20 protein-coding genes are annotated in these 18,665 nt (G+C 72.5%); 17 read left to right on the top strand and 3 right to left on the bottom strand.

The annotated features are described in order from the left end of the window. Positions 1–57: 57 nt before the first annotated feature. Complete coding sequence (locus tag AB7J25_RS02810) at positions 58–708, top strand: L-threonylcarbamoyladenylate synthase (protein WP_428504647.1); 651 nt, start codon at positions 58–60, stop codon at positions 706–708. 38 nt (positions 709–746) lie between these two features. On the opposite strand, the gene AB7J25_RS02805 is transcribed toward AB7J25_RS02810, so the two are convergent. Continuing rightward, positions 747–1,433 carry a WHG domain-containing protein gene (locus AB7J25_RS02805; protein WP_428504645.1) on the bottom strand — a complete coding sequence of 229 codons (687 nt, stop codon included), beginning with the start codon at positions 1,431–1,433 and terminating at the stop codon, positions 747–749. A 103-nt stretch (positions 1,434–1,536) separates the two neighbouring features. Here AB7J25_RS02805 and AB7J25_RS02800 point away from each other — a divergent pair, with 103 nt between their 5' ends. The 15 genes from AB7J25_RS02800 to AB7J25_RS02730 all read left to right on the top strand — a co-directional run bounded on the left by AB7J25_RS02800 (position 1,537) and on the right by AB7J25_RS02730 (position 13,884). Further along, positions 1,537–2,472: an NAD-dependent epimerase/dehydratase family protein gene (locus AB7J25_RS02800; protein ID WP_428504643.1), complete on the top strand. Its 936-nt coding sequence runs from the start codon at positions 1,537–1,539 to the stop codon at positions 2,470–2,472. Position 2,473: 1 nt separating this feature from the next. Continuing rightward, positions 2,474–3,784, top strand: a complete 1,311-nt coding sequence (gene glyA / locus AB7J25_RS02795; protein ID WP_428504641.1) for a serine hydroxymethyltransferase — start codon at positions 2,474–2,476, stop codon at positions 3,782–3,784. Beyond that, the gene (locus AB7J25_RS02790; protein WP_428504639.1) at positions 3,784–5,046 is read left to right on the top strand and encodes a glycosyltransferase family 4 protein; all 1,263 of its coding nucleotides are present in this window, start codon (positions 3,784–3,786) and stop codon (positions 5,044–5,046) included. Before glyA ends, AB7J25_RS02790 begins: the two co-directional genes overlap by 1 nt. Before the next feature lie 242 nt (positions 5,047–5,288). Next, complete coding sequence (locus tag AB7J25_RS02785) at positions 5,289–5,489, top strand: AtpZ/AtpI family protein (RefSeq protein ID WP_428504637.1); 201 nt, start codon at positions 5,289–5,291, stop codon at positions 5,487–5,489. Beyond that, on the top strand, positions 5,486–5,911 hold the full coding sequence (locus AB7J25_RS02780; protein WP_428504635.1) for an ATP synthase subunit I: 426 nt from the start codon (positions 5,486–5,488) through the stop codon (positions 5,909–5,911). Before AB7J25_RS02785 ends, AB7J25_RS02780 begins: the two co-directional genes overlap by 4 nt. Further along, entirely contained in the window at positions 5,908–6,639 is a 732-nt protein-coding gene (gene atpB, locus AB7J25_RS02775) for a F0F1 ATP synthase subunit A (protein WP_428504633.1), read from the top strand. The genes AB7J25_RS02780 and atpB overlap by 4 nt, the downstream gene beginning before the upstream one ends. A 98-nt stretch (positions 6,640–6,737) precedes the next feature. Continuing rightward, positions 6,738–7,034, top strand: a complete 297-nt coding sequence (gene atpE, locus AB7J25_RS02770) for an ATP synthase F0 subunit C (RefSeq protein ID WP_428504631.1) — start codon at positions 6,738–6,740, stop codon at positions 7,032–7,034. An 11-nt stretch (positions 7,035–7,045) separates the two neighbouring features. After that, positions 7,046–7,567, top strand: a complete 522-nt coding sequence (locus AB7J25_RS02765; RefSeq protein ID WP_428504629.1) for a F0F1 ATP synthase subunit B — start codon at positions 7,046–7,048, stop codon at positions 7,565–7,567. Then, on the top strand, positions 7,567–8,100 hold the full coding sequence (gene atpF, locus AB7J25_RS02760) for a F0F1 ATP synthase subunit B (protein ID WP_428504628.1): 534 nt from the start codon (positions 7,567–7,569) through the stop codon (positions 8,098–8,100). The genes AB7J25_RS02765 and atpF overlap by 1 nt, the downstream gene beginning before the upstream one ends. Next, on the top strand, positions 8,100–8,930 hold the full coding sequence (locus AB7J25_RS02755) for a F0F1 ATP synthase subunit delta (RefSeq protein WP_428504626.1): 831 nt from the start codon (positions 8,100–8,102) through the stop codon (positions 8,928–8,930). The genes atpF and AB7J25_RS02755 overlap by 1 nt, the downstream gene beginning before the upstream one ends. 46 nt (positions 8,931–8,976) lie before the next feature. Then, positions 8,977–10,620 (top strand): F0F1 ATP synthase subunit alpha, encoded by a 1,644-nt coding sequence (gene atpA / locus AB7J25_RS02750; RefSeq protein ID WP_428504624.1) that lies wholly within the window; start codon positions 8,977–8,979, stop codon positions 10,618–10,620. 11 nt (positions 10,621–10,631) lie between these two features. Continuing rightward, positions 10,632–11,600 (top strand): F0F1 ATP synthase subunit gamma, encoded by a 969-nt coding sequence (locus tag AB7J25_RS02745; RefSeq protein ID WP_428504622.1) that lies wholly within the window; start codon positions 10,632–10,634, stop codon positions 11,598–11,600. Beyond that, positions 11,600–13,042 carry a F0F1 ATP synthase subunit beta gene (gene atpD, locus AB7J25_RS02740; protein ID WP_428504620.1) on the top strand — a complete coding sequence of 481 codons (1,443 nt, stop codon included), beginning with the start codon at positions 11,600–11,602 and terminating at the stop codon, positions 13,040–13,042. The genes AB7J25_RS02745 and atpD overlap by 1 nt, the downstream gene beginning before the upstream one ends. 3 nt (positions 13,043–13,045) lie before the next feature. Then, entirely contained in the window at positions 13,046–13,429 is a 384-nt protein-coding gene (locus AB7J25_RS02735; RefSeq protein WP_428504618.1) for a F0F1 ATP synthase subunit epsilon, read from the top strand. 8 nt (positions 13,430–13,437) lie between these two features. Further along, positions 13,438–13,884 carry a DUF2550 domain-containing protein gene (locus AB7J25_RS02730; protein WP_428504616.1) on the top strand — a complete coding sequence of 149 codons (447 nt, stop codon included), beginning with the start codon at positions 13,438–13,440 and terminating at the stop codon, positions 13,882–13,884. Between the two features lie 37 nt (positions 13,885–13,921). Here the strand turns inward: AB7J25_RS02730 and AB7J25_RS02725 are convergent, their stop codons facing one another. Beyond that, a complete protein-coding gene (locus AB7J25_RS02725; RefSeq protein ID WP_428504614.1) occupies positions 13,922–14,728 on the bottom strand; it encodes an alpha/beta fold hydrolase in 807 nt (268 codons plus the stop codon). A gap of 3 nt (positions 14,729–14,731) precedes the next feature. Further along, positions 14,732–15,610 carry a class I SAM-dependent methyltransferase gene (locus AB7J25_RS02720; RefSeq protein WP_428504612.1) on the bottom strand — a complete coding sequence of 293 codons (879 nt, stop codon included), beginning with the start codon at positions 15,608–15,610 and terminating at the stop codon, positions 14,732–14,734. Between the two features lie 101 nt (positions 15,611–15,711). Between AB7J25_RS02720 and AB7J25_RS02715 the strand changes: the two genes are divergently transcribed. Further along, a complete protein-coding gene (locus AB7J25_RS02715; RefSeq protein WP_428504610.1) occupies positions 15,712–18,624 on the top strand; it encodes an ATP-binding protein in 2,913 nt (970 codons plus the stop codon). Positions 18,625–18,665 lie beyond the last annotated feature (41 nt).

Raw genomic sequence — 18,665 nt, 5'->3', positions numbered from 1 at the left:
CGCCGGGCGGCCCACCCGCGGCCCGCGCTGCCCGGCGGCTCCGTAGGCTCCTCGGCCGTGGCCCCGCCCGTCTACGACTGCTCCGATCCCGACGCCCGCGCCGAAGGGCTCGCCGCGGCCGCCCGCGCGGCCCGTGCCGGGGCGCTGGTCGTCCTGCCCACCGACACCGTGTACGGCCTGGGGTGCGACGCGTTCTCCGCCGACGGCGTGCGTGCGCTGCTCGCGGCGAAGAACCGGGGCCCGGACATGCCGGTGCCCGTGCTGATCGGCTCCTGGTCGACGATCGACGGTCTGGTCCTCGGCGTGCCGCGCACCGCGCGGCTGCTCGTCGAGGCGTTCTGGCCCGGCGGGCTCTCGATCGTGCTGCCGCACGCGCCCTCGCTCGGCTGGGACCTGGGCCGCACCCGCGGCACGGTGATGCTGCGGATGCCGCTGCACCCGGTGGCGATCGAGCTGCTGCGCGACGTCGGCCCGATGGCGGTGTCGAGCGCGAACATCTCGGGCAGTCCCCCCGCGTCGACGGTGCAGGAGGCCGTGGCGCAGCTGGGCGAGTCGGTGTCGGTCTACCTCGACGGCGGCCCGTCCGGCGACCCGGTGGCCTCCACCGTCGTCGATCTGACGGGGTCGCAGCCCCGCGTGCTGCGCGAGGGCGCGGTGCCCCTCGCGGAGGTCTCCGAGGTGCTGGGTCGCGAGGTGCAGCTCGCCTGAGCCCGAACCTCGCCCGAACGCCGCCCGAATGCCGCAGCTCAGGGCAGGCCCAGCTCGTCCGCCCACCGGTCCACCGCCCGGTCCAGGAACTCCTCGTGCGCGACCACGACGTTGTTCGTGTGCCCGAACAGCTCGAACCCGATCAGCCCGAACAGCGAGGTCCACACGAGGATGGCCCGCTCGGCGAGCGCGGTGCCCTCGGGCAGCCCCATGAGGGCGGCGAGCCCCGGGGCGAGCAGGCCCGGGTCGCCCGCCGGCTCGGCCCCGCTCCCCTCGTCGTTCCCGGGCCCCGCGTCCGCCACGATCCGGCAGAGCAGCAGCCCGATCCGCCCCGCGGGCCCGATCGTCGCCTCCGGCGCCGCGTAGCCGGGCACCGGTGAGCCGTAGACCAGCGCGTACTCGTGCGGGTGCCGCAGCGCCCACTCACGGGCGGCACGGCAGGTGGCGCGCAGTCGCCCGCGCAGGTCGGCCCGCTCGACGGCCGCTTCGGCGCGTTCCGCGGCCTCGCCGAGCGCGTCGTACGCCTCGATGATCAGGCGGGTGAGCAGGTCGTCGCGGCTCGGGAAGTAGCGGTAGACGGCCGAGGACGCCATCCCCAGCTCGCGGGCGACGGCCCGCAGGGACAGGCCGGCCGCGCCCTCGGCGGCGAGGTGGCGGCGCGCGGCGTCGGCGATCTCGCGGGTCAGCTCGGCGCGCACGCGCGCCCGGGCTCCGGAGGCAGTCATTCGAGCAGTGTGCCATATCAAGAGCACTGCTCTTGACATGGAGCGCCGAACACGGAACAGTGAACTTATCCGAGAGCACTGCTCACAGTTCAGGGGAGACATCATGGGACTGCACGTCGTCGTCGGATCCGGGGCCGTCGGCAGCGCCACCGCCCGGCTGCTGCGCGCCGAGGGGCACGACGTCCGGATGGTCAGCCGGTCGGGCCGCGGCCCTGCCGAGGTGGAGCGGATCGCCGCCGACGCGGCCGACCCCGAGCGCCTCAGCGTCCTCGCCCGGGGTGCCGACGCGCTGTACAACTGCGCGAACCCCGCCTACCACCGCTGGGCCACCGACTGGCCGCCGCTCGCCTCCGCCCTGCTCGTGGCGGCCGAGCGCAGCGGGGCGGTGCTCGTCACCACCGCGAACCTCTACGGCTACGGGCCCGTGGACGCCCCCATGACCGAGCAGACGCCGCTCGCCGCGACCGGCGTCAAGGGTCGTGTCCGCAACGCCATGTGGCGCGACGCCCTCGCCGCGCACGAGGCCGGGCGCGCCCGCGTCACCGAGGCCCGCGCGTCGGACTTCTACGGTCCCGGCCCCGACGACACCAGCCACCTCGGGCGCTACTTCACCCCGCGGCTGCTCGCCGGGAAGCGCCCGTGGGTGATGCAGGGCGACGTCGACGCCCCGCATTCCTGGACCTACGTGCCCGATCTCGCCCGCACGCTCGTCACCCTCGCGGGCGACGAGCGTGCCTGGGGCCGGGCGTGGCACGTCCCGACGGCACCGCCGGTGTCGCTGCGCGCGGTCGCCGCGGCGATGGCGCAGGTCGCGGGCCTGCCGGCGCCCGAGGTGGCGGTGCTGCCACGGTGGGGGTTGCGGGCCATGGGCGTCGCCGTGCCTTTCGCACGGGAGCTCCAGGAGGTCCGCCACCAGTTCGAGAAGCCGTTCGTGCTGGACTCCTCGGCGGCGCAGGAGACGTTCGGCCTCGCGCCCACGCCGTTCGCGGACGGGATCGTGGCCCACGTCGGGTTCTGGACGGAGCGGGCCGCGGCCTGACATGGGGGAACGGGCCGGTACCGTGGCAGGAGTGAGCGAGCAGACCTTCTGGGGACCGGACTTCGACGCGCTGCAGCAGCAGGATCCCGAGATCGCGGGAGTGGTGCTCGACGAGTTGGAGCGCCTGCGGGGCGGGCTGCAGCTCATCGCCAGCGAGAACCTCACGAGCCCTGCCGTGCTGGCCGCGCTCGGTTCGACGCTGTCGAACAAGTACGCCGAGGGCTACCCCGGCCGGCGCTACTACGGCGGCTGCGAGGTCGTGGACCGGGCCGAGGAGATCGGCAACGCCCGCGCCAAGGAGCTCTTCGGCGCCGACCACGCGAACCTCCAGCCGCACTCGGGCGCGAGCGCGAATCTCGCCGCCTACGCCGCGTTCGCGGGGCCCGGCGACACGGTGCTTGCGATGGACCTCAAGCAGGGTGGGCACCTCACCCACGGCAGCAAGGTCAACTTCTCGGGGAAGTGGTTCGACGCGGTCAGCTACACCGTCCGCGAGGACACGGAGCTGATCGACTACGACCAGGTGCGCGACCTCGCCCGCCAGCACCGGCCGAAGCTCATCATCGCGGGCGCCACCGCCTACCCGCGCCTGATCGACTTCGCGGCCTTCCGGGAGATCGCGGACGAGGTGGGCGCGATCTTCTGGGTCGACGCCGCCCACTTCATCGGCCTGGTCGCGGGCCGGGCGATCCCCAGCCCCGTCCCGTACGCCGACGTCGTCACGGCCACGACGCACAAGGTGCTGCGCGGTCCGCGCGGCGGCATGATCCTCTCCCGGGCGGAGCACGCGAAGGCGCTGGACAAGGCCGTCTTCCCGTTCTCCCAGGGCGGCCCGCTCATGCACGGCGTCGCGGCGAAGGCGGTGGCGCTGCGGGAGGCCGCACAGCCCGCCTACCAGGCCTACGCGATCCAGGTGATCGCGAACGCCCAGGCGCTGTCCAAGAGCCTGGAGGCCGAGGGGATGCGCGCCGTCTCCGGGGGCACGGACACCCACCTGGCGCTGATCGACCTGCGGCCGATCGGGGTGACCGGTGCCGAGGCCGAGGAGCGCTGCGGCGCGGCGCGGATCACGCTCAACAAGAACGCCATTCCGTACGACCCGGCGCCGCCGATGAAGCCGTCCGGTGTCCGCGTGGGCTCGCCGAGCGTCACGACGCAGGGCATGGTCGAGTCGGACATGGCCGAGATCGGGTCCCTGCTGGCCCGCGCGGTGAAGGCCGTGCCGGGCACCCCGGCAGGGGACGCCGAGCTCGCCGCGGTGGCCGAGGGGGTCTCGGCCCTGGTCGCGAAGGCGCCGGCCTACCCGCGCTGATGCCCGTCGCGGCGGCCGCGGAGGCGCTGGTACACGTTCCGGCGCAGCTGCCCGTCCAGGTCACAGCGGTTCTGCCGATCCGGGAGTACCTCCTCACCGGCGCCACGGCCGCGATCGTCACCTTCCTGCTCGTCGGGCCGGTGCGCCTGCTCGCGCTGCGGCTGGGGGCGGTGGCCTGGCCGAGAGGTCGGGACGTCCACGTCACACCCACGCCGCGCTGGGGCGGGCTCGCCATGCTCGTGGGCGTCGCGGCGGGGGTGGCGACGGCCTACCAGCTCCCGGCGCTGCGGCTGGCGTTCGACGCCTACATGGGCGCCACCCCGGAGGTCGTCTGGGTGCTCGCCGCGGGCGCGGTGCTGGCCGCGGTGGGTGTGCTCGACGACCGCTACGAGCTGGACGCGCTCACCAAGCTCGCCGGCCAGATCACCGCGGCCGGCGTGCTGGTGCTCGGCGGGGTGCAGTTCTCCGCGATCTGGGTCCCGTGGGGCGGGGGGACGACGGCGACGGGCTCGTTCGTGCTGCTCGGCCAGGAGCAGGGGGTGCTGCTCACGGTGCTGCTGACGGTCGCGCTGATCAACGCCATGAACTTCGTGGACGGCCTGGACGGCCTCGCGGCGGGGATCGGGCTGATCGCGGCCGCTGCGGTGGGGGCCTTCGCGATCGGGCTGGTGCGCGAGAACGGCAACGACCCGCTCGTGTACTCGCCCGCGCTGATCGCGGCGGTGCTCGCGGGTGCCTGCCTGGGCTTCCTCCCGCACAACTTCAACCCGTCGCGGATCTTCATGGGGGACTCGGGCTCGATGCTCATCGGCCTGATGCTCGCTGCGGCGACCACCAGCGCGTCGGGGCGGCTGACCTTCACCGACCAGACCGACGGCGGCGACGTCCTCGCGCTGTTCTCGCCGCTCCTCGTGCTCGCCGCGGTGGTGCTGGTGCCGCTGCTGGACCTGCTCATGGCGGTCGTGCGGCGCACCCGCAAGGGGATGAGCCCCTTCTCCCCGGACAAGATGCACCTGCACCACCGGCTGCTGGAGATCGGCCACAGCCACCGCCGCGCGGTGCTGCTGATCTACCTGTGGGCGGCCCTGCTGGCGTTCGGTGCGGTGGCGCTCGCGCTGATCGACGACGCCTTCGTCGTCCTCTCCTCGATCGGCGTGGGGCTGGTCGCCGCCGTGCTCGCGACGGCCGTGCCGCGGGCCGCACGCACCGTCCACCCGGGTTCTGATCGAGTCCGGCCCGCTGAGAGTCCCCCGTCCTCGTGAATGTTTTCACAACCTCACTTCCCGCAGGTGGGGGGCCGGATACGGACCGCGTGAACCGTGGTAGCGTCCCCGCATCGGCCGGTGACGGTCGGTAGCGCGATCCACAGCATCATGGCCCTGCCGCCGGGGCAGAATCTCCGACGACACGGTGAGACCCGGCGGCGGTGACGACTCGACGAGGAGCCGCCGTTGAACGTTCGCACCCGGGTGCTCTACCGCCCCGCGTCGGCTGACGTGCCCTGGTGAACGGTGGTGGCCCCGAGCTGGGCGATCTTCTGTCCCTCGGCCTGACGCTGGCGATGTGCCTAGTGGTCGGCTTCGGGTTGGGCTGGCTCGTGGACACCGCGTTCGGAACGTTCCCCGGTTTCGCTCTCGCCGGTCTGGCGCTCGGTGTCGTGGCCGCCTGTCTGTACTTCTACAAGCAGTTCAAGAGGTTCTCGTGAGGCCCGAGGAGGTGACCCCGCCGGTGATCACCGGGACGCCGTACACGCCGCCCGTGACCCGGGCCACCTTCCGGCGCTCGCTGATCCTCGCCGCTGTCGTCGGTGGGATCGTCGCGATCGTCATGGCGGTGCTGGGCTACTGGCTGGCGGCGCTCTGCGGGGTCTTCGGACTCGTGCTGGGTGCCCTCAACTCCTACCTGGTGCTGCAGTCCGTGATCCGCTTCGCGACGGACCGGCCGTCCAAGGCGAAGTTCGCGCGCTCCGTGCTGAGCCGGCTCGCGCTGATCACCGCCCTCGCGGTGGCGTGCGCCTGGTTCATCCGGCCCGACGGGTTCGCCGTCTTCGCCGGGCTCGCCCTCTTCCAGTTCCTCGCGATCGTGAGTTCGATGGTGCCGCTGGTCAAGGAGATCCGACAGAAATGAGCACGGCCGTCCTCGCAGAAGGCGAGATCAACCCCGGTGCGCACCCCACCGTCGAGTTCGCGGGGCTCACTTTCAACATCGACACGATCATCGCCACGGTGTTCGCCGCGGCGATCGTCTGCGGCCTCGGGCTCTACATGGCCCGCGGCGCCACGAAGGGCAGGCCCACCAAGCTCCAGCTGGCCTTCGAGGGCCTCACCGGCTGGGTGCAGGGCCAGGTCCGCGAGGGGATGGGCCTGCGCACCCCCCGCGGTGTCGTGGAGCTGTGCGTCACGCTCTTCGCGTTCATCCTGATCTGCAACTGGCTGGCCCAGCTGCCCGGCCACGCCCTCGGCGTCTTCCCGCCCACCGCGGACGTCAACCTCGTCTACCCGATGATGCTCGTCGTGATCATCTGGGTGAACGTGGCCGGCATCCGCAGCCAGGGCGCGAAGGCCTACTTCGGCCACATGGCCAAGCCGTACGCCGCCCTGGCGCCGATCGAGTTCGTGACGCTCTACTTCTCGCGGCCCGTCTCGCTGGCCCTGCGGCTGTGGGGCAACGTGTTCGCCGGCGGCCTCATGATCTCCCTGATCGCGCTCATGCCCGTCTACATCCTGTGGGCGCCGACCGCGGCCTGGAAGTTGTTCGAGCTGTTCATCGGCCTGCTCCAGGCCCTGATCTTCACGCTGCTGACGATCATCTACTTCAGCGAGGCCGTCGGCAGCGACGAAGGCGCGCACCACTAGCGCCACCCAGCACCGCCCCTGATCGAACCCCCAACCCGTACGGACCTGCTCGCGGAGGCCCAAGCCCCCCGCGAGGACGAAAGAACTGAGGAGAGACCATGAGTGCACTGCTGCTGGCTCAGGCCGCTGCCGAGGGCCCGAACGCGATCCTGCTCGGCCTCGCGATGGTCGGCGGTGGCCTCGCCCTGGCCGGTGGCGCCGCGGGCGCCGCGATCGGTGACGGTCTTGCCGGCGCCGCGGTCATCAACGGCGTGGCCCGCCAGCCGGAGGCGGCAGGCCGCCTGAACACCACGATGTTCCTCATCATCGGTCTCTGTGAGGGTATGTACTTCATCAACCTCGCGTTCATGGCGCTGTTCGTGTTCGTCACCGGCGCCACGCCGGTCGCGGGCTGAGGAAGCCTCCGATGACGTCCGTACTGCTGAGCGCCGCGCCTGCGGAATCAGGGGGCGGCGACAGCAACTTCCTCCTGCCCAACGGCACCTTCTTCGTCGAGCTCCTGATCTTCGCCATCGTCTTCCTCGTGTTCCGGCGGTGGATCGTCCCGCCGCTGGCGAAGGCGATGAAGGAGCGGGACGACATGATCCGCAAACAGGCGGAGGACCGCGAGGAGTCGGCCCGCAGGCTCCGCCAGGCCGAGCAGCGCTACCAGGAGGCACTGGCCGAGGCCCGCGGCGAGGCGGCGCGCATCCGGGACGAGGCCAGGGCCGACGCCCAGCGCATCCGCGACGAGATGCGCGAGCAGGCCGACCAGGAGGTCGCCCGCATCCACGCCGACGGCGAGCGGCAGCTCGCGGCCCAGCGCGAGCAGGCCGTCGCGGAGCTCCGCGGGGAGATCGGCGGCCTCGCCGACGACCTCGCGGCACGCATCGTCGGCCGGCAGGCGGCCTCGACCGGCACCACCGGCTCCGTCGGAGGGGCGAGCTGATGCACCTCACCGCATGGATCGGCGAGCTCATCGCGTTCGTCGTCGTGGTCTTCGTGCTGTACCGGTTCGTCTGGCCCCTGATCCAGAACATGGCCGGAGCCAGGCAGGATGCGATTCAGGAGCACGTGGACGCGTCCGTGGAGGCCGAGCGCAAGCTCGCCGAGGCGCAGCGCCGCTTCGACGAGGCCGTCTCCGAGGCCCGCGACGAGGCCGCCCGGATCCGCGACGACGCCCGCGCCGACGCCCACAAGCTCCGCGAGGAGCTCAAGGAGCAGGCGCAGCGCGACGTCGAGCGCATCCGCCAGCGCGGCGAGGAGCAGCTCGCCGCCCAGCGCGACCTCACCATCCGCAGGCTGCGGGCCGAGATCGGCGCCCTCTCCCTCGAGGAGGCCGAGCGGCGAGTCCGGAGCGAGCTCGCCGAGGAGAGCGCACGCAGCGCCACCGTGGACGGGTTCCTCGACGAGCTCGGCGGCCTCTCCGGCGCCACCGCACGCACCGCGACCACCGCCGCCGGGACCGGGGGGAACATCTGATGGCGCTGCTCCTGCAACCGGCCAGCCGCGAGTCGCTGGCCGCGGCGGGCGAGCGGCTCGACGAGCTCGTCGACCGCTCGTCGGCCGAGGACCTGCGCGGTCTGGGGGACGATCTGTTCGGCGTCCTGGGGCTGCTGCAGGGTGAGCCCGCCCTGCGTCGGCACCTGGGGGACCAGGCGGTGCCGTCGGCGGCCCGTTCGGGGCTGATCGAACGCCTGCTCGCGGGCAAGATCGGGCGCAACGCGCTCGACACGGTGTCGGGGCTCGCCGCCGCGCGGTGGTCGCGCTCGGTCGACCTCGTGGACGTCCTCGAGGAGCTGGCCCGCCGCGCACTGCTCGCGGTGGCGGAGAAGGACGGCTCGCTCGACGACGTCGAGGACGAGCTGTTCCGGTTCGGCCGCGTGCTGGACCGCGAGCCGCGGCTCAACACGCTGCTCGGCGACGTGACGGTCCCCGCCGGGAAGCGTGTCGGCCTGCTGCGGGAGCTGCTGGCGTCGAAGGCCTCGCCGGTCACCCTCGGGCTGCTCGAGCACAGCGTGCGCGCCTCCCGCGGCCGCAACCTCGACCAGGTCGCGGCGGACCTCGCCGAGCTCGCCGCCGAGCGCCGCCATCGCTACGTCGCGCACGTCCGCACCCCCGTCCGGCTCACGGCCGAGCAGGAGCAACGGCTCGCCGACACCCTGAGCCGGATCTACGACCGGGCGATCTCCCTGCAGATCGAGCTCGACCCCGACCTGCTCGGCGGCCTCGTGGTCCGCGTGGGTGGCGAGCTCATCGACGGCAGCGTCGCCGGCCGGCTCGCGGCTGCCCGCCGCCGGCTTCCGAGCTGACGCGCCCGCCGACCCCCTAGACGACGACAAGAGGAAAACGACCGCCATGGCAGAGCTGACGATCTCCCCGCAGGAGATCCGGAGTGCGATCTCCAGCTACGTCTCGTCGCTGGAGACCGAGACCTCCCGCGAGGAGGTGGGCACCGTCTCCGACACCGGTGACGGCATCGCCCACGTCGAGGGGCTGCCCTCGGCGATGACCAACGAGCTGCTCGAGTTCGCGGGCGGCGTCCTGGGGGTCGCGCTGAACCTGGACCAGCGCCTGATCGGTGCCGTCGTCCTCGGCCCGTACGGCGGCATCGAGGAGGGGCAGCCGGTCAAGCGCACCGGCAACATCCTCTCGGTCCCGGTCGGCGACGGCTTCCTCGGCCGGGTCATCGACCCGCTGGGTACTCCGATCGACGGCCTGGGCGACATCGAGGCCGAGGAGCAGCGGGTCCTCGAGCTGCAGGCGGCCTCCGTCGTCCAGCGGCAGTCGGTGCACGAGCCGCTGCAGACGGGCATCAAGGCCATCGACGCGATGACCCCGATCGGGCGCGGCCAGCGCCAGCTGGTCATCGGCGACCGCAAGACGGGCAAGACGGCGGTCTGCATCGACACGATCATCAACCAGAAGCAGAACTGGGAGTCGGGCGACCCGAAGCTGCAGGTCCGCTGCATCTACGTCGCGATCGGCCAGAAGGGCTCGACGATCGCGGGTGTCCGCCAGGCGCTGGAGGACGCGGGCGCGCTGGCCTACACGACCATCGTCGCCGCCCCGGCGTCGGACCCGGCGGGCTTCAAGTGGCTCGCTCCCTACACCGGCTCGGCGCTGGGCCAGCACTGGATGTACCAGGGCAAGCACGTCCTGATCGTCTTCGACGACCTGTCCAAGCAGGCCGAGGCCTACCGCGCGATCTCGCTGCTGCTGCGCCGCCCGCCGGGCCGCGAGGCCTACCCCGGCGACGTCTTCTACCTGCACTCCCGGCTGCTGGAGCGCTGCGCGAAGCTCTCGGACGAGCTGGGTGCGGGCTCGATGACCGGCCTGCCGATCATCGAGACCAAGGCCAACGACGTGTCGGCCTACATTCCCACCAACGTCATCTCCATCACCGACGGCCAGGTCTTCCTGGAGTCCGACCTGTTCAACCAGGGTGTGCGGCCGGCGATCAACGTCGGCATCTCGGTGTCCCGGGTGGGTGGTGCCGCGCAGGTGAAGGCCATGAAGACGGTCTCGGGCTCGCTGCGGCTGGATCTGTCGCAGTACCGCGAGCTGGAGGCGTTCGCGGCGTTCGGTTCGGACCTCGACGCCGCGTCGGCGGCTGCGCTGGGCCGCGGTGAGCGGCTGGTCGAGCTGCTCAAGCAGGCCCAGTACGCACCCGTGCCGGTGGAGGAGGAGGTCGTCTCCATCTGGCTGGGCACCACCGGCAAGCTGGACTCCGTGCCGGTCGGCGACGTGCGCCGCTTCGAGTCCGAGGTGCTCGAGCACGTCCGGCGCAACCACGAGGGCGTGCTGGCCGAGATCCGCGACACCGGCAAGCTCACCGACGAGAACGTCGAGCGGCTCGAGGGCATCGTCACGGACTTCAAGAAGGGCTTCACCGCCTCCGACGGTTCGTCCGTGGTGCCGAACACGGAGAAGCCCCTGGACGAGGAGTCGGTCGACCAGGAGACCGTCAAGGTCAACAAGCCCGCGCCGAAGAAGGGCTGAGCGGGTAGGTCATGGCGGCACAGATTCGCGTACTGCGTCGGCGGATCCGGTCCACGCAGTCGATCAAGAAGATCACCCGGGCGATGGAGCTGATCGCGACCTCGCGGATCATGAAGGCCCGCGCCCGCGTCGAGCAGGCCAAGCCCTACGCCGAGGAGATGACCCGGGTCCTCACGGAGCTGGCGAACAACTCCGCGCTGGACCACCCGCTGCTCGTCGAGCGCGAGTCGGCCCGGCGGGCCGCCGTGCTGGTCGTCACCAGCGACCGCGGCCAGTGCGGTGGCTACAACGCCAACGTGCTCAAGGAGGCCGAGCAGCTCCAGTCGCTGCTGAAGGAGCAGGGCAAGGAGCCGCTGCTCTACGTCATCGGCCGCAAGGGCGTGAGCTACTACCGGTTCCGGCGCCGTCCCGTCGAAGCCTCCTGGACGGGCTTCTCCGAGCAGCCGAGCTACGCGGACGCCGCCGAGGCGGCGCGCACGCTGGTGGACGCGTTCATGGTCGGCACGGACGAGGACGGCAGGAACACCGAGGACGCCGACGGCGTCCGCGGCGTGGACGAGCTGCACCTCGTCTACACGCAGTTCAAGAACATGGTCACCCAGACCCCGCAGGCGCGGCGGATGGCACCCATGGAGGTCGAGTACGCGGAGGAGGACGGCTCCCGGTCGTCCTCGGCGGGCTCCGGCCCGGACACCGGCATCCGGGCCCTCTACGAGTTCGAGCCGGACGCCGACACGCTGTTCGGCGCGCTGCTGCCTAAGTACGTCAGCGCCCGGCTGTACGCCGCGCTGCTGGAGTCGGCCGCGTCCGAGTCGGCCAACCGGCAGCGGGCGATGAAGGCCGCCACGGACAACGCGAACGAACTGATCCGTACCCTGACCCTGGAAGCCAACCAGGCCCGTCAGGCGCAGATCACCCAGGAGATCAGTGAGATCGTCGGTGGCGCCGACGCTCTCGTCAGCGCAGGGAGTGAGAACTGATGACCGCCGCCGTAGAAGACACTGCTCCCCAGACCGATGCCTCGACCGGGCGGGTCGTCCGGGTCACCGGGCCGGTCGTCGACGTCGAGTTCCCGCGCAACGCGGTTCCGGAGCTCTACAACGCCTGCCACGTGGACGTGACGTTCGCGGGCCTGGAGAAGACGCTGACGCTCGAGGTGGCCCAGCACCTGGGGGACAACGTCGTCCGCACCATCTCGATGCAGCCCACGGACGGCCTGGTCCGCAGCGCCGAGGTCACCGACCTCGGCCGCCCGATCTCCGTCCCGGTGGGCGACCAGGTCAAGGGCCACGTGTTCAACGCCCTCGGCGAGTGCCTGGACAAGCCGGACCTGGAGATCACCGGTGAGCTGTGGGGCATCCACCGCAAGGCGCCGAGCTTCGACCAGCTCGAGGGCAAGACCGAGATGCTGGAGACCGGCATCAAGGTCATCGACCTGCTCACCCCGTACGTCCAGGGCGGCAAGATCGGCCTGTTCGGTGGCGCCGGCGTGGGCAAGACGGTGCTCATCCAGGAGATGATCACCCGTGTCGCCAAGAACTTCGGTGGCACCTCGGTGTTCGCCGGAGTGGGCGAGCGCACCCGTGAGGGCAACGACCTGTTCACGGAGATGACCGAGTCGGGCGTCATCAACGACACCGCGCTGGTGTTCGGGCAGATGGACGAGCCGCCCGGCACGCGTATGCGGGTGGGCCTCTCGGCGCTGACGATGGCGGAGTACTTCCGCGACGAGCAAAACCAGGACGTGCTGCTCTTCATCGACAACATCTTCCGGTTCACCCAGGCCGGCTCCGAGGTCTCCACGCTGCTGGGCCGCATGCCGTCCGCGGTGGGCTACCAGCCGACGCTGGCCGACGAGATGGGCGAGCTGCAGGAGCGGATCACCTCCACCCGCGGCCGCTCGATCACCTCGATGCAGGCGATCTACGTGCCCGCGGACGACTACACCGACCCCGCGCCCGCCACGACGTTCGCCCACCTGGACGCGACGACGGAGCTCTCCCGCCCGATCTCGCAGAAGGGCATCTACCCCGCGGTGGACCCGCTGACGTCCACCTCCCGGATCCTGGACCCGCAGTACATCGGCGACGAGCACTTCCGGGTCGCGAACGAGGTCAAGCGCATCCTGCAGCGCTACTCCGACCTCCAGGACATCATCGCGATCCTCGGTATCGACGAGCTGTCCGAGGAGGACAAGCAGCTCGTCGGCCGGGCACGGCGAATCGAGCGCTTCCTGTCGCAGAACCTGCTGGTCGCGGAGCAGTTCACCGGCCAGCCGGGCTCCACCGTCCCGCTGAAGGAGACGATCGAGGCGTTCGACAAGATCGCCAAGGGTGACTTCGACGACGTCCCCGAGCAGGCCTTCTTCCTGTGCGGCGGCCTGGAGGACCTCGACAAGAACCGCAAGAAGCTGGAGTCCTGACCCGTGGCAGAGATGACCGTCGAGGTCGTCGCCGTCGAGCGGCGGATCTGGTCCGGCGAGGCCACGTTCGTGTTCGCGCGCACGACCGTCGGTGAGATCGGCGTGCTGCCGGGCCACGAGCGCACGCTGGCGCAGCTGGAGGACTCCGGGCTGCTGCGGATCGACGCCACCGACGGCAAGACCGTGACGGCGGCGGTGCACGGCGGGTTCCTCTCCATCACCCCCGACACCGTCACGGTCCTCGCCGAGTTCGCGGAGGTCTCCGAGGAGATCGACGTCGAACGCGCTCGCGCGGCGCTGAGCCGCGCGGACCGCTCCGATCCCGAGGGCGAGGCGGCGGCAGCACGGGCGGAGGTCCGGCTCAAGGCCGCCGGAGCCTCGGACTAGGCCCGACGGTGGGGACCGTCGCCGAGGTGGTGGGGCTGCTCCTGCTCCTGGGCACGGTCGCGCTCGGCTATCTCGCCGTACGGCGGGTCCGGCTCATGCGTGGCGGCGGCGTGGACATGTGTCTGCGCCGCCGCCGTGCTGTGGGGGACGCCACTGAGGGCAGGGGCTGGCACTTCGGGGTGGGCCGCTACCGCGGCGACGAGCTGGCATGGCGGCGGCTCACCAGCTTCCGGCCGGGTCCGGGCGTGGTCATCGACCGCACGGACCTGCAGATCCTGGCCAGGCGCCCGCCCTCGATCGCCGAGTCCTACGTCATCCCCGCTGCCCGGGTGGTCCTGCGCTGCCGCAGCGCCGGGGAGGACGTCGAACTCGCGATGTCGCCCGGCGTGCTCACGGGCTTCCTCGCCTGGCTGGAGGCGAGCCCGCCCGGCAGCACGTACCGGCACGCCTCGTAGCGCGAGTTGCGCATCCCGCCGGCGCGAGTTCCGCGTTTCACCGACGCGAGTTGCGGGTTTCACCGGCGCGAGTTGCGGGTTTCACCAGCGCGGGTTCCGCATTCGCCGGCGCCACGAGCTCGAGCAGCACGCTCGCGAGGTCGGTGGGGCTGGTGACGTAGGCCAGGTGGCTGGCGTCGAGCCGGCGCAGCCGCCACCCCGGCTCCCGCTCGGCAGTCTCGGCGAAGCGGTCGAATCCGGGGTGTGGCCAGCGGATCGAGCGGATGTAGGAGCGCGGCAGCCGGGCGGCGGCCGGGTTCCCGAGCGGCAGCGGGGTCGTGAAGTGCTTGGCCGGGGTCGGGCGCAGCCGGGGCAGCATCCACGCCAGGTCGTCCGGGTCGGTCACCTCCCAGGAGCGCGGGACGAACTCCGCCCACGGCGGTGGGGCGAAGCGGGGCAGCAGCCAGCCGTCACCCTCGGTCTGGACGAGCCCCTCCATGAGCGCGCGCCGGTCCGGCGGCACGAGGTCGAACAGGCACTGGCCGTCCTGGGGGACGAAGGCGTCGACATAGACGAGCTCGGCGACCCGGTCGGGGACCCGCTCGGCCACCCCGGTGATCACCATGCCAGCCGAGCTGTTGCCGGCCAGAACGACCTCGCGGAGGTCGCCGAACTCCAGCATCTCGACGACGTCGGTGACGTGGGTGTGCAGGTCGACGTCGGGACGGGCGAGGTGCGCGCGCTCGCCGAGCCCCGTCAGCGTCGGGGTGTGCACCTCGTGACCGTGGGCCGCCAGCAGCGGGACGATCTTGCGCCAGCACCAGCCGCCCAGCCAGGCGGGGTGCACGAGCACGAACGTGGACATGTCTCAGGCCTCCTCCGCCACCCCGGCAGGTGGCTTGACCTCGGTCGCGAGGACCGGCGCCCGCCCCGTGCCGAGCACGAACGAGGCGGGGACCTGGTAGCAGGCCCCGGCCCGGTGGGCGTCGAGCCCGTGGTCGAACGCGGCGCGAACGCGGGCGGTGACCTCGTCGGGCTGGCCGCGGATCATCGCCGCCGTGCGGACCGTCCCGCGCATCAGGGCGTCCCACAGCTCGTCCGGGCTGTCGGTCCGGTAGGTCAAGGTGAGCGTGCGGATCTCGACGTCGGTGAAGCCGGCGCCGGTCAGCAGGGCGGCGAACTCGCCGTGGTCGCCGAAGCGGAAGAAGTCCGGGCCGGGCGGCAGGCTCGGTGGCGGGGTCGCCCCGGCCGCGCGCACCGCCGCGACGAGCACACCGACCAGAGGTGTCCGCTGAGGCAGGTCCCAGCACGTCAGCGCCAGCCGCCCGCCGTCGGCGAGCACCCGTCCGAACTCGGCGACCGCGCGTTCGGGCCTGCCGAAGTGCGGCAGTCCCAGGCTCGACACGACCGCGTCGAACGCACCGTCGGGGAACGGCAGCGCCTGGGCGTCGCCGCGCCGAAAGCGTGCCCCGCGGTGGTGCCGTCGGGCACGCCCGACCATCGCCTCGGCGATGTCGACACCGGTCGCCTCGGCCCCGCGCGCGGCGGCCCGCCCGGCGAGCCTGCCCGGCCCGCAGGCGACGTCCAGCACCCGTATCCCGGGTCCGACGCCGGCGGCGTCGAGGATCGGGTCGGCGAGCCCCTCGGTGAAGGCCGACCAGTGACGGTCGTAGTCGGCGGCCCGATCCTCCCACCCGGCGGCCTCGAAGGAGTCGAACGCTCCGATGTCCACATCCCGTGCGACCACGTCCCCGGTGTGCCACACCGCGGTTCCGAGACGGTGGGAACCTGGTCGAGGTCCCGCCGGCGTGGCATGCTCACGCCTGGTCGCGCGAAGAGGGGACGCCCGTGGGCGGCGAGGCGTGCATCGACCTGCTCGGCCCGGTCCGGGCCACGGTGGACGGTCGCGCGGTCGACGTCGGCGGCCCCAAGCCCAAGCTGGTGCTGGCCCGGCTGGCGATGGCCGCGCCGCACGCGGTCACGGTCGACGGGCTCATCGAGAGCCTCTGGGGCGGCGGTCCGCCCGCGACCGCCCGCAAGACCGTGCACGGCTACATCTGCGGGCTCCGCGCGGCGCTCGGCGCTGATGCCGTGGTCACGGCCGGGCCCGCCTACCGGCTGGGCCTGCAGGCCTCGTCGGTCGACCTCCACCGGTTCCGGACTTTGGTCACCCAGGCGGCCGCGACCGGTGGCGAGGACGCCTGGGAGGCGCTGTCGGCGGCGACGGAGCTGTGGCGCGGCCCGCCCCTGACCGGCGTCGGGGACAGCGTGTTCGTCGCCCACGAGGCGCGCCGGCTCGCGGAGCTGTACGTGGACGCGGTCGAGCGGCAGATGGGGATCGGGCTCGAGCTCGGCCGCGACGATGCGCTCGTCCCGGTGCTGGAGGAGCTGGTCGAGCGCCATCCCCTGCGCGAACGCCTCTGGACCACCCTGATGACCGCCCTCTACCGCGGTGGGCGCCAGGCCGAGGCGCTCGCCGCCTACCGGCGCCTGCGTGCCCTGCTGGCCGACGAGCTCGGCGTCGAACCGTCGGAGGTCGCGGCGGACCTGCACAGCCGGATGCTCGCCCACGACCCGGGCCTGGCGCGCCGCGCGCAGGCCGCCGATCGGCGGGGCAACCTCCCACACCGCCTGACCACCTTCGTCGGCCGCGAGCAGGCGACCCGGCAGCTCGAGGACGCTCTGCGCCGGGCGCGCCTCGTCACGCTGGTCGGTGCGGGTGGCGTCGGGAAGTCACGGCTGGCCGAACGGGTCGCGGCCCGGGTCGCGAGCCGCTTCCGGCATGGCGTGTGGCTCGCGGAGCTGGCACCGCTGCGCCGCGGCGAGCCCGTACCGCATGCGGTCGCCGCCGCGCTCGGGATCCAGCAGCGGCACGGGCTGGGCATCGCCGAGACCGTCGTGGCGTACTGCCGGGGCAAGCGGCTGCTGCTCGTCGTCGACAACTGTGAACACCTGCTCGACGACGTGGGTCCCCTGGTCGAGCGCATCGTGTCCACCAGCGAGGGGGTGGCGGTGCTCGCCACGAGCCGCGAGGCGTTGGGCATCGCGGGCGAGCAGGTCTGGCCCGTTACGCCGTTGGAGGCGGCCGACGCCCGCGCGCTGTTCGCCGAGCGCGCCGTCGCCGTCCGCCCGGCGTTCCGGTTGGTCCGCGGCACCGTGCCCGTCGTGGACGAGATCTGCACCCGGCTGGACCGCCTGCCGCTGGCGATCGAGCTCGCCGCGGCCCGGATGCGCACGATGACCGCGGCCGAGCTCGCCGTCCACCTCGACGAGCGCTTCCGCCTGCTGACCGCACGACACCGCTCGGCACCGGATCGCCATCAGAGCCTGCGCTCGGCGATCGACTGGTCCCACGACCTGCTCGACGGGACGGAGCAGGAGCTGCTCGCGGGGCTCTCGGTGTTCTCGGGGGGTTTCGACGTCACCGCGGCTCGCGAGGTCTGCCGCCCGGACCGCGACGGGCAGGCGGTCGCTGACCTCCTGGCCGACCTGGTCGACCGGTCGATGGTCGTCGTCGAGACCGTCGGTGGTGCGACCCGCTTCCGGCTGCTGGAGACGATCCGCGCCTACGCCGGGGAGCGGCTCGAGGCCCGCGGGACCGCGGAGGAGCTCCGGCGCAGGCACGCCGTGTACTACGCCGGCCTGGCCGAGCGGGCCGGACCCGGCCTCAGCGGCCCCGAGGAGGGCTCCTGGGCAGATCGGCTCGCCACGGACTTCGACAACCTCCGATCCGCCGTCGAGTGGGCCACGACCGTGGGTGACGTCGACCTCGCCTTCCGGCTCGTCGCCTATCTGCCGGACTTCACCTACTGGCGGATCGGGTACGAGTCCTCCACCTGGGCGGAGCGCGCCATGGCACTCGCGGAGGCCGACGTGCATCCGCTGTTCGCCGGCGTCTGCGCAGGCGCCGCACGGGGCGCCTGGATGGTCGCCGACTACCGGCGGGCGGAGTGCCTCGCGCGGCGCGCCACCACGATCGCCGCCACGGCCACTGCAGGCAGCGGTGGCCGGGTGCCCGCCACCGGACCGCGGACCTGTTATCCCGGGGACGTGCTCGCCGACGTCGCGCTGTACGACGGCCGGGTCGAGGAGGCCCTCGACCATTACCGGCACGAGGCCGCGCAGGCCCGCCCGCGGGAGGAGCCCCTCCGCCTGGCGTGGGCGCAGTACTACGTGGCGGTCTGCCAGTGCGTGCGGCGAACCCCGGAGGCCGGCATCCCCGCTGCCGAGGAGTCCCTCGCGCTCGCCACGGCGGCAGGCAACCCGACCGCGGTGGCGATGGCCCTCTACGCCCTCGGCCTGGCGCTGAAGAAGTCCGACCCCGACCGCGCCCTCGCGTTGTTCGAGCAGAGCGTCGCGGCGTCGGTGCGGGCAAGCAACCGGTGGGTCGAGGGCATCGCCCTGATGGAGGCGGCGGCGACCCGCGCGGTCCACGGGGAGGTCGACGCCGCAGCGGCCGCGCTGCAGCACGCCCTGACGCAGTGGGAACGCACCGGCGACCGGACGCAGCAGTGGCTGAACCTGCGCTACATCGCGCGGCTGCTCGTCCGGATCGGCGACGACGAAGCGGCCGTGGTCCTGCACCACTGCCTTCTTCGCGCGGCGAAGCGGTCACCCCTGGACGATCACGGCCTGGCGGAGCTCGCCGAGCGGCTCCGCCCCAATCGGTTCGCCGCGGCAGCCGCCCGGGGCCGTGCGATGTCCGACGGCGACGCCGTCGCCTACGCCGGCAAGCGCCTGGAGGCCTGCACGACGACGTAGGCCGGATCGGGCCGCCCGCTGTTCAATCCTGGGCGGGATCG

Source organism: Pseudonocardia sp., assembly GCF_050246655.1.
Lineage (GTDB): Bacteria > Actinomycetota > Actinomycetes > Mycobacteriales > Pseudonocardiaceae > Pseudonocardia.
This window is presented reverse-complemented; position numbering and strand designations above follow the sequence as displayed.